The organism is Pseudomonas sp. NBRC 111123, assembly GCF_001320205.1.
Classification (GTDB): domain Bacteria; phylum Pseudomonadota; class Gammaproteobacteria; order Pseudomonadales; family Pseudomonadaceae; genus Aquipseudomonas; species Aquipseudomonas putida_J.
This window is the reverse complement of record NZ_BCAZ01000016.1, coordinates 76,212-89,994: the sequence shown is the minus strand read 5'-3', so window position 1 is coordinate 89,994 and position 13,783 is coordinate 76,212. Positions and strand designations below refer to the sequence as shown.

Below are 13,783 nucleotides of genomic sequence, written 5' to 3'. Positions count from 1 at the left end.
GGGTCAGCATTTATTGGCATGACGCCCTAAGTAAACTGATATAAAAAATAGTGAATGTTTCCCGTCGACATACTTTGTTACAGCTATCGTGGCATTAAGCGCACTCAGTGGCGTGAACGATCAGTCTGTAAACCTGAGCCGTCGGGAAGTCCATCATGGTCAAGTATCTTGGTAACTTGCGAGTCCCCCACCTGGCCTGTGCGGCAGCGATGACCCTCTGCGCTGCCGGCTTGCCGTTCATGAGCGTTCGGGCCGCGGACCCGGCCGAGCCCGCGCCGGTCGTGCCGGATGTGCCCAGCCTGCAGTCACTGCGTGGCATGACGCCGCCGGACCCTTCAGGTACCGAGGGGGGGCGCAAGGTCGACCTGATGTCCGATTATGTGATCAATCGTGGGGCGGTGGTGCTGTTGGGCAAGGCCCTGTTCTGGGACATGGCGGTCGGCAGCGATGGCGCCACCGCCTGCGCGTCATGCCACTACCACGCGGGTGTCGATCATCGGATCACCAACCAGATCAACCCCGGCCAGGCCAATACCAATGCCAATGTCGCGTCGATCTTCAACAAGCCGTTCACGGCCGCCGATATTCCCGGCGACGTGCCGAGCTACGCGATGCGCTCCGCAGGCAAGGGCGGCCCGAACTACACGTTGAAAAAAGGCGACTTCCCGACCCACGTGCTGGCCAACCCCCTGGATCGCAACTCAGCGATCGTCTATTCCAGCGATGACGTCATTGGCTCACAAGGTGTGTTCGACGCCAACTTCGTCAAACCCCGTCAATCGCGCTTCGACAAGTGCACCCAGCAACCGGACGGTATTTTCCAGGTAGGCGGCATCAACGTGCGCCGCGCCACCGGGCGCAATGCGCCGTCGGTGATCAATGCTGCATTCAACGTGCGCAACTTCTGGGATGGCCGGGCCAACAACGTGTTCAACGGCCTGTCGCCGTTCGGTAACCGCGACCCTGACGCGGGGATCTTCGTCACCAAGGATGCCAGCGGCGTGGCAGTCAAGGTACGCCTGGCCCTCAAGGATGCCTCGGCAGCCTCGCAAGCCGTCGGCCCACCCGGCAGTGCGGTGGAAATGTCCTGTGGCGGGCGCACCTTCGCCGACATTGGCCGGCGCATGCTCGACACCATGATGCTCAAGGGGCAGAAGATCTCGCCCACCGACTCGGTACTCGGGCCGGTCTCCAGCGCCCGCCGGCCGACCTACCGCGAACTGATCAGGAACGCCTTCCAGCCACGCCTGTGGAATGCCACGCAACAGGTCTTGCTGGGCGGCGAACCCTACAGTCAGATGGAGGCCAACTTCCCGCTGTTCTTCGGCCTGGCAATTCAGATGTATGAGTCCACGCTGATTTCCGACCAGGCGCCGTTGGATGCCTATCTGCAGGGCGATCACACCGCCATGAATGCGCAGCAGGTGCAAGGCATGCAACTGTTCCTGGGCAAGGGCAAGTGCGTCGCCTGCCATGGTGGTGCGGAGTTGACCAACGCCGGCAGCCGGCTGCTGTTCCAGCCACGTGAGCGCATCGAGCGCATGGTCATGGCCGACGGCCTGACCACGCTCTATGACAACGGCTTCTACAACACCGGTGTACGCCCGACCTCGGAAGACCTGGCGCTGGGCGGTTCGGACGCCTGGGGCAATCCGTTGTCCTTCACCCGCCAGTACAACACCCAACTTCAAGGCGGGAATATCCCTGACCCTCTGGATGTCGATGTGTGCACCTTCGAGGCACCGCTGAGCGCAGCGGTCCCCTGCGACCCGACACTCAAGCCCAGTGTCGGCTTCCGCGACTCGGTCGATGGCGCCTTCAAGACGCCTACCCTGCGTAACATCGCGCTGACCGGGCCGTACTTCCACAATGGCAGCCGGGCAACGCTGCAACAGGTGATGGAGTTCTACAACCGTGGCGGCGACCGGCGTGGCGAAGATGCAAGCAACACCAGCGGCTTCGAACACCCGGCAGTCAATCAGCACAACGGCTCCAACCTTGACCCAGACATGACCCCGCTGAACCTGACCCCGGATGAGGTAGAGGCACTGGTCAAGTTCATGGAGGTCGGCTTGACCGATCCGCGCGTTGCCTGGGAACGGGCACCGTTCGATCACCCGTCATTGATACTGCCACAGGGTGAGAAGGGGGATGAAAACTCCGTCGGTCAAAAACCGGCCAGTGCACAGACCACTTCGCGGCAAGCGCAAGACGCCGAATTCCAGCTCAATGCCGTCGGTGCTTCAGGTCGCTCCACGCTGCAAGGACCGCTGCAGCCATTCAGCAACGACCTGTAGCGGGGCTGTGTGGTGCCCTGTAGGAGCGGCCTTGCGTCGCGAAAGGGCCGCATGGCGGCCCCTCGATTTCGGCGTCGATCAGGGAACGCAGGGGCTGCTAAGCAGCCCTTTCGCGACACAAGGCCGCTCCTACACCGATCGTGCAGTTACAAGAAAAGCTCAAGCCCTCCACCCTCGCTGCCGTTAACCCACCGGTGTACTCATCTATTCACGTGTGCTGCCGATGAAGTAAAGGCACAATGCTATTATTGATCTGCCGGGTCGGAGATTGCCCTTGTTTCGTCTAAATGCTGTTCGCGCGAGCCATTTCCTGCCTTCGCTGTTTCTGTTGCTGGCTGGGCTTGCGGCGGCTTACGTAAGAGACCTCAGCGTCTTCTTCACGTCACTGTTCAACGTCCTCCCCACGCTGGTCTTGCTGCTGGGTGGTGCCTACTGCGCTGTCTACCGCCGCCAGCGTGAGCTGTTCCTGATGGTCACGGTGTACATCGCCTACTTCCTGCTCGACACGCAGACCGATTACTACCGCGACAACGGCCGTGTGCGTGAGGATGCGGCAGTGATCTTCCACCTGGTGTGCCTGCTGCTGCCCGCCCTGTATGGGTTGTTCGGCGCATGGCAGGAACGCACTCACCTGGCCCAGGACCTGCTGGCCCGCTTCGCCGTGTTGTTTGCCGTCGGCAGTGTGGCGGTGGCCCTGGAGCAAAGCTTCCCCGAGGCGCTGCTGGGCTGGCTGGCAGAGATTCGTTGGCCTTCGCTGCATGGCCAGTGGATGAGCCTGATCCAGATGGTCTACCCGGTGTTCTTCGGGGTGTTCGTCCTGCTGGTGGTGCAATACCTGCGCGAGCCTCGGCCTTTGCATGCGGCGCAGCTGATTGGCCTGGTCGGCATCTTCTGGATGTTGCCCAAGACCTTCATCCTGCCGTTCACCCTGAACATCATGTGCAGCCAGGTGATGCTGATGATCGCCGCTGCGGTATCGCACGAGGCCTATCAGATGGCCTTCCGTGACGAGCTTACCGGGCTGCCTGGGCGCCGTGCGTTGAACGAGCGCATGCAGCGCCTGGGGCGCAACTACGTGATCGCCATGACCGACGTAGACCATTTCAAGAAATTCAACGATACCCACGGCCACGATGTCGGCGACCAGGTGTTGCGCCTGGTCGCCAGCCGGTTGTCCAAGGTCACTGGCGGTGGCCGTGCCTATCGCTACGGCGGTGAAGAGTTTGCCCTGGTGTTCGCCGGCAAGACTGCCGAAGAGTGCGTGCCGCATGTGGAAGCCGTACGCGAGATGATCGCCAACTACACCATGCACCTGCGTGACCAGAACAGCCGCCCGCAGGACGATACCGCCGGGCGCCAGCGCCGCAGCGGCAGCGCCAGCGGTACGGTATCGGTGACCATCAGCATTGGCGTGGCAGAGCGCCAAATCGACCATCGCAACCCGGAACAAGTGCTCAAGTCCGCCGACCAGGCGCTTTACAGCGCCAAGAGCGCCGGGCGCAACTGTGTCATGGTCTATGGGCAACAATCCCAGCGCGGAGCAGTGCGGATGGCGTGACCAGGGTTGACCATATGGTCGCGTGATGACCCTATGTCTCGCAAAAGTTGTTCGGTTACACTGGTTTCAACGCCGGGTTTCAACCCGTGCCATGGCCCGTGAGGCCGCCCCGACCCGACCAGCGAGAGGTTGTCATGGCTGACTATAAAGCGCCCCTGCGCGACATGCGCTTCGTACTGAATGAAGTCTTCAACGTGGCCGAGCTGTGGGCGCAACTGCCCGAACTGGCCGAGGCGGTCGACGCGCAAACCGCCATGGCCGTACTGGAAGAAGCCGGCAAGGTCACCAGCAAGAGCATTGCCCCGCTCAGCCGCGCTGCCGATGAAGAAGGCTGCCACTGGGACAACGGTGCCGTGCGTACGCCCGCCGGTTTCATCGAGGCCTACAACACCTACGCCGAAGGCGGTTGGGTGGGCGTGGGCGGTGACCCGCAATTCGGCGGCATGGGCATGCCCAAGGCGGTATCGGCCCAGGTCGAGGAAATGGTCAACGCCTCCAGCCTGGCCTTCGGCCTGTACCCGATGCTGACCGCCGGCGCCTGCCTGTCGATCAATGCCCATGCCAGTGAAGCGCTGAAGGAAAAGTACCTGCCGAACATGTACGCCGGCGTCTGGGCCGGCTCCATGTGCCTGACCGAGCCGCATGCGGGTACCGACCTGGGCATCATTCGCACCAAGGCCGAGCCCCAGGCCGATGGCAGCTACAAAGTCAGCGGCACCAAGATCTTCATTACCGGCGGCGAGCACGACCTGACTGAGAATATCATCCACCTGGTGCTGGCAAAGCTACCGGACGCGCCGGCGGGGCCCAAAGGCATCTCGCTGTTCCTGGTGCCGAAATACCTGGTGAATGAAGATGGCAGCCTAGGCGCGCGCAACCCGGCCACTTGTGGCTCGATCGAGCACAAGATGGGTATCCAGGCTTCGGCTACCTGCGTGATGAACTTCGACGAGGCGGTCGGCTATATCGTCGGCGAGCCGAACAAAGGCCTGGCGGCCATGTTCACCATGATGAACTACGAGCGCCTGGGCGTGGGTATCCAGGGCCTGGCGTCGGCCGAGCGCTCCTACCAGAACGCTGTGGAATACGCCCGTGACCGCCTGCAGAGCCGCGCACCGACCGGGCCGCAGGCCAAGGACAAGGCCGCTGACCCGATCATCGTCCACCCTGATGTGCGGCGCATGCTGCTGACCATGAAGGCGCTGATCGAGGGCGGTCGTGCCTTCTCCACCTATGTGGCGATGCAACTCGATAGCGCCAAGTACAGCGAAGACACGGCTACGCGCAAACGCAGCGAAGAGCTGGTGGCGCTGCTGACGCCGGTGGCCAAGGCGTTCCTTACTGACCTTGGCCTCGAGTGCACAGTGCACGGCCAGCAGGTATTTGGTGGCCATGGCTACATTCGCGAGTGGGGCCAGGAGCAACTGGTGCGCGATGTGCGTATCACCCAGATCTACGAAGGCACCAACGGCATCCAGGCGCTGGACCTCATGGGCCGCAAGGTGGTGGCCAGCGGTGGCGCGTACTACAGGCTGTTCTCTGACGAGATTCGCCAGTTCATTGCCAGTGCGGGCGATGAGCTCAAGGAGTTTGCCGGCCCGCTGGGCGTCTCACTGGATCAGCTCGACGGGCTGACCGAGTGGGTGCTGGAGCAGGCCAAGGGCAATCCGAATGAAATCGGCGCCGCGTCGGTCGAGTACCTGCATGCCTTTGGCTATGTAGCCTATGCCTACATGTGGGCGTTGATGGCACGTGCGGCCAAGGCGGGTGAGGGCGATGAGGCGTTCTATTCGGCCAAGCTGGGCACGGCGCGGTTCTACTTCGCGCGCTTGCTGCCGCGGGTGAATTCGCTGGTGGCCTCGGTGAAGGCGGGCAGTGAGTCGTTGTACTTGCTGCATGCCGAGCAGTTCTGACCGATTGCGTGGGGCCCATTCGCGGCGTTACCGGCGAATGGGCTCAAGCCGATGTATCTGGGAATGACTACTTCTTGTAAGCCTTTTCCTACATGACGTGGTGACTTTTCGCCACTGGTGTCAGATTGGATCCACGGTTAATCTTTCTACATGGACGTTGCGCAGGAAGTGCAAAGGACAGAACAGGGACAACGAAGGATTTCCTGCCAGGATGGCGGGGCGATAGGGATGTCACAGGGAAACAGTCTAGAGAACCCCGCTTCGGCGGGGTTTTCTTTGTCTGCGTGTTTTTCAGCCAAGCACATCCAGCGGCGAGGCGCCCAGTTGCCGGGTGTCGGTCTCTTCCTCCAGCAACGTGCGCAGCAGCTCCACCGACGCCTGCTGACGCTGTGCATCACGGAACACCAGGCCAACCTTTAGCGGCACGCGCGGCTCGCTCAGTGGCTTCCACAGCAAGCCCTGCTCATCCTCGGCGGCATCCTTGGCCCGCCCTGGCAGGATGGTCGCAAGCGCCGTGTGCGCCAGGCTGTCGAGGATCCCCGCCATGTTGTTCATCTCGGCCTGCACCTGCGGCCTGCGGCCTTGGGCGGCGAGCTGCTCCTTCCAGATCTGGCGGATCTGGAATTCCTCACCGAGCATCAGCATGGGTAATTCGGCGGCCTGCTTGATGGAGACCTTCTTGAAGTCCTTGAGGGGGTGGGTATCCGGGATGACAACCTGCAACTCGTCTTCGTACAGAAGTGAGCCGTGCAGCCCTGGCTGACGGGGTGGCAGGTAGCTGATGCCAATGTCCAGGTTGCCGTTGAGCAACCGCCGTTCGATCTCCAGCCCAGACAGTTCGTAGATCTGCACCACCAGATGCGGCTGTGCCTTGCGCACCCGCTCCAGCAACTGTGGCACCAGGCTTGGCCGCACGGTCTGCAGCACACCGATGGCCAGCGTGCGAAGTGAATGGCCCTTGAAATTGCGCATGGCCTCATGGGCCCGTTGCAGGCCATCCAGCAGCGGCAGCGCATGGTTGTACAAGGTGTGAGCGGCCAGGGTCGGCAGCAGGCGCTTGTTGCTGCGCTCGAACAGGCTGAGGTCAAGGCTGTGCTCAAGCTGGCGAATCTGTTGCGACAGCGCCGGTTGTGACAGTGAAAGGCGTTCGGCAGCACGGCCGACATGGCCCTCTTCGTACACCGCGACGAAATAACGCAGTTGGCGAAAATCCATAAGTAACACTTATCGAAAAAGCTGGGAAAACGAAATGGCCGAAAACACGGGCGACGCCTAGTCTATCGCCGTATTCCAACGGGTTACAGCGATCATTCAGCTCATTGTTACCGCGTTTGAAAAACACTTTTGATAGGCAAGGCAGAATTATCCAGCGCCGGCAGCAAGACCGGACCCCTGGCCGCCCTTTACCGTGATTGGTTGGAGCCCCGATGAACCTGTTCAACCTGCGCCGTTCGGCCCCTGCCGCGGTTGCCGAGCCCAAGCGTGCGCCGGTGATCGTGGCGGATGCGCCGCAGTTGTCACGCGAGCGCCTGATGCCGAGCACCGAGCGTGCGGCGCAAGTGTTCGTGCGTGGTCAGGGCTCCTGGTTGTGGGATAACGAAGGGCATGCCTACCTGGACTTTACCCAAGGCGGCGCGGTGAACAGCCTCGGGCACAGCCCCACGGCGCTGGTCAAGGCATTGGGTAACCAGGCACAGGCGCTGATCAACCCAGGTGCGGGCTACCACAGCCATGGCCTGCTGGCGCTGGTCAATCGGTTGTGCCAGAGCACTGGCAGCGACCAGGCCTACCTGCTCAACAGCGGTGCCGAGGCCTGTGAAGGGGCGATCAAGCTGGCGCGCAAGTGGGGCCAGCTGCACCGTAACGGCGCCTACCACATCATCACCGCCAGCCAGGCCTGTCATGGCCGCAGCCTGGGTGCGCTGTCGGCCTCTGACCCGCTGCCGTGCAACCGCTGCGAACCGGGCCTGCCGGGGTTCAGCAAGGTGCCGTTCAACGACCTGGCGGCGCTGCACGCCGAGGTCGATTCGCGCACGGTGGCGATCATGCTCGAACCGGTACAGGGCGAGGCGGGCGTGATCCCGGCTACACGCGAGTACCTGCAAGGGGTGGAACAGCTCTGCCGGGAGCTGGGCATCCTGCTGATTCTCGACGAAGTGCAGACTGGCATTGGCCGTTGTGGAGCCTTGCTGGCAGAGCAGACCTACGGCGTGCGCGCCGACATCATCACCCTGGGCAAGGGCCTGGGCGGCGGTGTGCCACTGGCCGCGTTGCTGGCTCGCGGGACGGCCTGCTGTGCCGAACCGGGTGAGCTGGAGGGCAGCCATCACGGCAATGCGCTGATGAGCGCTGCCGGTCTGGCCGTGCTGGAGACCGTGCTGGAGCCGGGCTTCTTCGAACAGGTGCAGGACAGTGGTCGTCACCTGCGCGATGGCTTGAGCCGCCTGGCTGGCCGCTACGGTCAGGGGGAAGTGCGTGGCCAGGGCCTGCTTTGGGCCCTGCAACTGCAGGAGAACCTGGCAAAAGAACTGGTCGAGGCCGCCCTGCACGAAGGCTTGCTGCTGAATGCGCCACAACCCGATGTGGTGCGCTTCTCGCCGGCACTGACGGTGAGCAAGGGCAACATCGATGAAATGCTCCTGCGCCTGGCCCGGGCCTTTGCCCGCCTGCACGCGCAGCAACAGGCCCGCCGCGAGATGCCGGCCTGATCAAGAATTCAACGAACCGTCTGGCGTTCCTGCGCATCGCCCCGTGCCTGTTTCATTTGGCCCGGGGCGTTTTTTTTGCCTGTGGAACCTCTGCGATGCGCGACTAGTCTCTGATGTAACCCCTTCAGGAGAGACCCGCATGGACATCATTCGCATCATCATCGCTATCATCCTGCCGCCGCTGGGCGTGTTTCTGCAGGTGGGTTTTGCCGGGGCGTTCTGGCTGAATATTCTGCTGACCCTACTGGGCTACATCCCGGGGATCGTGCATGCGGTGTACATCATCGCCAAGCGCTGAGGATGCCGGGGCCGCAAGGCCGCTCCTACAACTGAACGCGACCCTGTAGGAGCGGCCTTGCCGGGGCGCCGGACCGGTCGGAAAGGGCCGCAAAGCGGCCCCAAGGTCTCAGCCCTGCAGCACCCGGCAGTAAAACCTCCACTCTTCCTCCAGCGCATGGGCCAGGTTCTCGGCTTTGCGCAGCCCATGCCGTTCCCCTGCATAGAAATGCCCTTCGGCCGCGATGCCATTGGCCTGCAACGCCTGCAGCATCGAGCGCGTCTGCTCCGGCACCACCACGGCATCCAGCTCGCCCTGGAAGAAGATCACCGGCACCTTGATCCGTGAGGCATGCAGCAGCGGTGTGCGCTGGCGGTAGCGTTCGGCATCCTGTTGCGGGTCACCGATCAGCCAGTCCAGGTAGTCGCCTTCAAACTTGTGCGTGGCCCGGCCCAGGGCAACGGGGTCACTGACTCCGTAAAGGCTGGCGCCGGCGCGGAACACGTCGTGGAACGCCAGGGCGCACAACGTGGTGTAGCCACCGGCACTGCCACCGCGAATGAACGCCTTACCGGGGTCGATCAGCCCTTGCCCTGCCAGATGCTCGACCGCGGCGCAGGCATCCTGCACATCGCTTTCGCCCCAACGCAGGTGCAGCGCCTGGCGGTAGGCCCGGCCATAGCCGGTGCTGCCCCGGTAGTTCAGGTCGGCCACGGCGAAACCGCGCTGGGTCCAGAACTGGATACGCGGGTCGAGCACCGGGTAGCAGGCCGAGGTCGGGCCGCCGTGGATAAACACCAGTAAAGGCGCAGGGCCCTTGGAGCCGTGTGCCGGATAGAAAAAGCCATGGGCAAACGTGCCGCCGCTTTCGTAGTGGATCGATTGCGGCAGGCTGATCTGCCCTGCCGGCAGCACTTCGGCACCGCCGGCCAGCACGCTGACTGCGTGGTTGGCGCGGGCAATGGCGATCACCGCTGGTGGGCTGATTGGCGAGGCGGCGACGGCGTAGAGGTGTTTGGCGTCCATGGCCAGGTTGCGGAATCGGGTGTAAGCGCTGGCGAATCGCTCCAATCGGCCATTTTCATCATGCAGGCCCAACTGCCCGATACCGCCTTCGAACCAGGTGGCAAGATATTGTCGAGGGCTCACCGGTAGCCAAGTGCAGGTGCCCAGTTGCCAAGGCGCGGCGGCATGGTCGGCAGGCTTGGCCGGCAATGCTTGCCAGTGGCCGTCGACCTCGCCCCAGGGCTGCCAGAAGCCATTACGGTCAGACAGGCAATACAAGCGGCCCTCAGCGTCGAAACGCGGTTGTTGCAGCGATTCGTCTGCGGCGGCGATGGGCTGTGCGGGGCCCCAGTCGCCCTTGGCGTCGCGTTCGCGGCACATCAGCCGGGTCAGGGTCCAGGGCTGTGCCGGGCGGTCCCATTCGACCCACGCCAGGCGGTTGCCATCAGCGCTGACCGTTGGCGAGGCGTAGAAGTCGGCACCTTCGGCGAGTACCTGGCGGGTGTTTTCACCCAATGCCACCAGGCGATGTTCGACGCCTTCGCCATGGCGCTCTTCAACCGCCAGCACCTTGCCGTGGTGCCACTGCAGATCGCCGTAGCGGCAGCCGGCCTCGGCGCTCAGGGGGCGTGGTGCAGAGCCTGCGAGGCTCTGGGTATAGACCTGCTGATCCTCTTCGTTGACGAACAGCAGCCCGTCGCCGCCCAGGCAGAAGCTGCCGCCACCGTATTCGTATACCCGGCTGCGCACGCTGAAGCCATCGGGCGTCAGGCAACGGGCCTGGTGGTCACGCCAATGCCAGATACGGCAGGCGCCATCGGCCGGGCGGAACTCGTTCCAGAACAGCCCCTCGGGGCTGACCTTGAGTTCGGCAAAGTCGGTGCCGGCGGCGACGGCCTGTGCGGCGCTGAAGTCAGCCGCGGACGATGACACGGGAGTTGCGCTCATTGCGGAAGGTCATCTCTTCGATGGCGAGCTGGGCGGTTTCCGCCTCCTCGCGGGCTTTGAGGATGATGCCGTGGTCGGCCGACTTGGCGCACACCGGGTCGGCATTGCTGGCATCGCCGGTGAGCATGAAGGCCTGGCAACGGCAGCCGCCGAAGTCCTTTTCCTTCTCGTCGCACGAACGGCACGGCTCGGGCATCCAGTCGTAACCGCGGAAGCGGTTGAAGCCGAACGAGTCGTACCAGATGTGGTGCAGGTCATGCTCGCGCACGTTGGGGAACTGCACCGGCAGCTGGCGCGCGCCGTGGCAGGGCAGGGCGGTGCCGTCCGGGGTGATGGTCAGGAACAGGCTGCCCCAGCCGTTCATGCAGGCCTTGGGGCGTTCTTCGTAGTAATCCGGGGTGACGAAGATCAGCTTGCACGGGTGGCCCTCGGCCTTGAGTTTTTCCCGGTACTCGTTGGTGATCCGCTCGGCACGTTCGAGTTGCGCGCGGGTCGGCAGCAGGCCCAGGCGGTTGAGGTGCGCCCAGCCGTAGAACTGGCAGGTGGCAAGCTCGACGAAGTCCGCCTCAAGGGCAATGCACAGCTCGATGATGCGGTCGATCTTGTCGATGTTGTGCCGATGGGTGACGAAGTTGAGCACCATCGGGTAACCGTGGGCCTTCACCGCACGGGCCATCTCCAGCTTCTGGGCAAAGGCCTTCTTCGAGCCGGCCAGCAGGTTGTTGACCTGCTCGTCACTGGCCTGGAAGCTGATCTGGATATGGTCCAGCCCGGCCTCCTTGAAGGCGGCGATGCGCGCTTCGGTCAGGCCGATGCCTGAGGTGATCAGGTTGGTGTAATAGCCCAGCCGGCGCGCCTCGCCGATCAGCTCGGCGAGGTCCTGGCGCACCAGCGGTTCACCACCGGAAAAACCGATCTGTGCGGCGCCCATCTCGCGGGCTTCGGCCATCACCTTGAACCACTGCGCGGTGCTCAGCTCCTGGCCCTGAGCGGCGAAGTCCAGCGGGTTGGAGCAGTACGGGCACTGCAGCGGGCAGCGGTAGGTCAGCTCGGCCAGCAGCCACAGCGGCAGGCCGACCGGCACCTCAGGCGAGGGTGATCCAGTGTTCGGCACGGGCCACCTCCATGAATTGCTCGATGTCGTCGGCGACTTCAGGCACACCAGGGAATTGCTGTTCAAGTTCGGCGATGATCGCCGCCACGTCGCGCTTGCCGTCGATCAGCCCGCCGATCAGGCCGGCGCTGTCGTTGAGCTTGATCATGCCCTCGGGGTACAGCAGCACATGCCCCTTCTGCGCCGGTTCATACTGGAAGCGGTAGCCAGGGCGCCAGTTCGGCACCTGGTTGCGTTCGAAGCTCATAGGGCGATCCCCTTGTGCCAGACCCGTTGCTGGGTGACGGAGTGGTAAGGCGGGCGGTTCAGCTCGTAGGCCATGCTCATGGCGTCGAGCATGCTCCAGAGAATATCCAGCTTGAACTGCAGGATTTCCAGCATACGCTCCTGGCCCGCGCGGGTGGTGTAGTGCTGGAGGGTGATCGCCAGACCGTGCTCCACGTCACGCCGGGCCTGGCCCAGGCGGGTGCGGAAGTACGCGTATCCGGCGGGGTCGATCCAGGGGTAGTGCTGCGGCCAGCTGTCCAGACGCGACTGGTGGATCTGCGGGGCGAACAGCTCGGTCAGCGAGCTGCTGGCCGCTTCCTGCCAGCTGGCGCGGCGGGCGAAGTTGACGTAGGCATCCACTGCAAAGCGCACACCGGGCAGCACCAGTTCCTGGGAGCGCAGCTGGTCGGGGTCGAGGCCGACTGCCTGGCCCAGGCGCAGCCAGGCTTCGATGCCGCCGTCCTCACCGGGCGCGCCGTCGTGGTCGAGCAGGCGCTGGATCCACTCGCGGCGTACTTCGCGGTCCGGGCAATTGGCCAGGATCGCGGCATCCTTCATCGGGATGTTGACCTGGTAGTAGAAGCGGTTGGCCACCCAGCCCTGGATCTGCTCGCGGCTGGCGCGGCCTTCGTACATCGCCACGTGGTACGGGTGGTGGATGTGGTAGTAGGCGCCTTTGGCGCGCAGGGCCTGCTCGAACTCGGCAGGGGACATTGGCAGTGCGTCGCTCACGGGGCCTCCTTACAACTCGATGCTCATGCCGTCGAAGGCGACTTCGACGCCACGGCGCTGGACTTCGGCGCGCTCGGGCGAGTCTTCGTCGAGGATCGGGTTGGTGTTGTTGATGTGGATAAGCACCTTGCGCTGGCGCGGGAAACCATCGAGCACCTCGAGCATGCCGCCGGGGCCGTTCTGCGCCAGGTGGCCCATCTCGCGGCCGGTACGGGTGCCGACACCACGGCGCTGCATTTCATCATCCTCCCACAGCGTGCCGTCGACCAGCAGGCAGTCGGCGCCGTCCATCATCTGCAGCAGCTGCTCGTCGACCTGGCCGAGGCCGGGGGCGTAGAACAGTTTGCCGCCGGTGCGGGTGTCCTCGACCAGCAGGCCGAGGTTGTCGCCCGGGTGTGGGTCGAAGCGGTGCGGCGAATAGGGTGGTGCGGCGCTGCGCAGAGGGAAGGGGGTGAACCTGAGGTTGGGACAGGCTTCGATGACGAAACTGCCTTCGAGCTCGATGCGGTTCCACTGCAGGCCGCCGTTCCAGTGGCTGAGCATGTTGAACAGCGGGAAGCCGGTGGTCAGGTCCTGGTGGACCATGTCGGTGCACCAGACCTGGTGCGGGCAGCCTTCGCGCAGGCTGAGCAGGCCGGTGGTGTGGTCGATCTGGCTGTCGAGCAGGACGATGGCGTTGATGCCGGTATCGCGCAACGCACGCGCAGGCTGCATCGGCGCAAAGGCCTGCAGCTGGGCGCGAATGTCGGGTGAGGCATTGCACAGGATCCAGTGCTCACCGTCGTCGGACAGGGCGATGGACGACTGGGTGCGTGCCGTGGCGCGCAGGCTGCCGTCGCGAAAGCCCTTGCAGTTGACGCAGTTGCAGTTCCACTGCGGGAAACCACCGCCGGCGGCGGAACCGAGAATCTGGATGTACATGGCCACTCCTTCTGCGAAAAAGCCGTATCCGAAAAACGACGAC

The 13,783-nt window shown here is 63.7% G+C and carries 11 protein-coding genes; 5 read left to right on the top strand and 6 right to left on the bottom strand.

Translation table 11 applies throughout. The annotated features are described in order from the left end of the window. The first annotated feature begins 155 nt into the window (after positions 1-155). From APH27_RS10920 to APH27_RS10910, 3 genes are all read left to right on the top strand, one after another. Complete coding sequence (locus tag APH27_RS10920; protein WP_371262708.1) at positions 156-2,297, top strand: cytochrome-c peroxidase; 2,142 nt, start codon at positions 156-158, stop codon at positions 2,295-2,297. 274 nt (positions 2,298-2,571) lie between these two features. Then, positions 2,572-3,855: a diguanylate cyclase gene (locus tag APH27_RS10915; protein ID WP_060484793.1), complete on the top strand. Its 1,284-nt coding sequence runs from the start codon at positions 2,572-2,574 to the stop codon at positions 3,853-3,855. Between the two features lie 134 nt (positions 3,856-3,989). Next, complete coding sequence (locus APH27_RS10910) at positions 3,990-5,768, top strand: acyl-CoA dehydrogenase C-terminal domain-containing protein (RefSeq protein ID WP_060484792.1); 1,779 nt, start codon at positions 3,990-3,992, stop codon at positions 5,766-5,768. 291 nt (positions 5,769-6,059) lie between these two features. Here the strand turns inward: APH27_RS10910 and APH27_RS10905 are convergent, their stop codons facing one another. After that, on the bottom strand, positions 6,060-6,983 hold the full coding sequence (locus APH27_RS10905) for a LysR family transcriptional regulator (RefSeq protein ID WP_027917495.1): 924 nt from the start codon (positions 6,981-6,983) through the stop codon (positions 6,060-6,062). Between the two features lie 212 nt (positions 6,984-7,195). On the opposite strand from APH27_RS10905, the gene APH27_RS10900 reads away from it, so the two are divergent. Both APH27_RS10900 and APH27_RS25845 read left to right on the top strand, forming a co-directional pair. Further along, a complete protein-coding gene (locus APH27_RS10900; protein WP_027917494.1) occupies positions 7,196-8,476 on the top strand; it encodes an aspartate aminotransferase family protein in 1,281 nt (426 codons plus the stop codon). Between the two features lie 139 nt (positions 8,477-8,615). Beyond that, positions 8,616-8,774: a YqaE/Pmp3 family membrane protein gene (locus APH27_RS25845; protein ID WP_082435085.1), complete on the top strand. Its 159-nt coding sequence runs from the start codon at positions 8,616-8,618 to the stop codon at positions 8,772-8,774. Positions 8,775-8,882: 108 nt separating this feature from the next. Here APH27_RS25845 and APH27_RS10895 read toward each other — a convergent pair whose 3' ends face one another. Genes APH27_RS10895 through pqqB form a run of 5 tightly spaced genes read right to left on the bottom strand, consistent with a single transcriptional unit; the run spans position 8,883 to position 13,740 of the window. Then, the gene (locus APH27_RS10895; RefSeq protein WP_060484791.1) at positions 8,883-10,706 is read right to left on the bottom strand and encodes a S9 family peptidase; all 1,824 of its coding nucleotides are present in this window, start codon (positions 10,704-10,706) and stop codon (positions 8,883-8,885) included. After that, a complete protein-coding gene (gene pqqE / locus APH27_RS10890; protein WP_027917492.1) occupies positions 10,672-11,820 on the bottom strand; it encodes a pyrroloquinoline quinone biosynthesis protein PqqE in 1,149 nt (382 codons plus the stop codon). The genes APH27_RS10895 and pqqE overlap by 35 nt, the downstream gene beginning before the upstream one ends. Continuing rightward, on the bottom strand, positions 11,792-12,067 hold the full coding sequence (gene pqqD, locus APH27_RS10885) for a pyrroloquinoline quinone biosynthesis peptide chaperone PqqD (RefSeq protein WP_027917491.1): 276 nt from the start codon (positions 12,065-12,067) through the stop codon (positions 11,792-11,794). Before pqqD ends, pqqE begins: the two co-directional genes overlap by 29 nt. Beyond that, the gene (gene pqqC / locus APH27_RS10880) at positions 12,064-12,801 is read right to left on the bottom strand and encodes a pyrroloquinoline-quinone synthase PqqC (protein ID WP_177326674.1); all 738 of its coding nucleotides are present in this window, start codon (positions 12,799-12,801) and stop codon (positions 12,064-12,066) included. The genes pqqD and pqqC overlap by 4 nt, the downstream gene beginning before the upstream one ends. Before the next feature lie 27 nt (positions 12,802-12,828). Next, positions 12,829-13,740 (bottom strand): pyrroloquinoline quinone biosynthesis protein PqqB, encoded by a 912-nt coding sequence (gene pqqB, locus APH27_RS10875; protein ID WP_060484790.1) that lies wholly within the window; start codon positions 13,738-13,740, stop codon positions 12,829-12,831. Positions 13,741-13,783 lie beyond the last annotated feature (43 nt).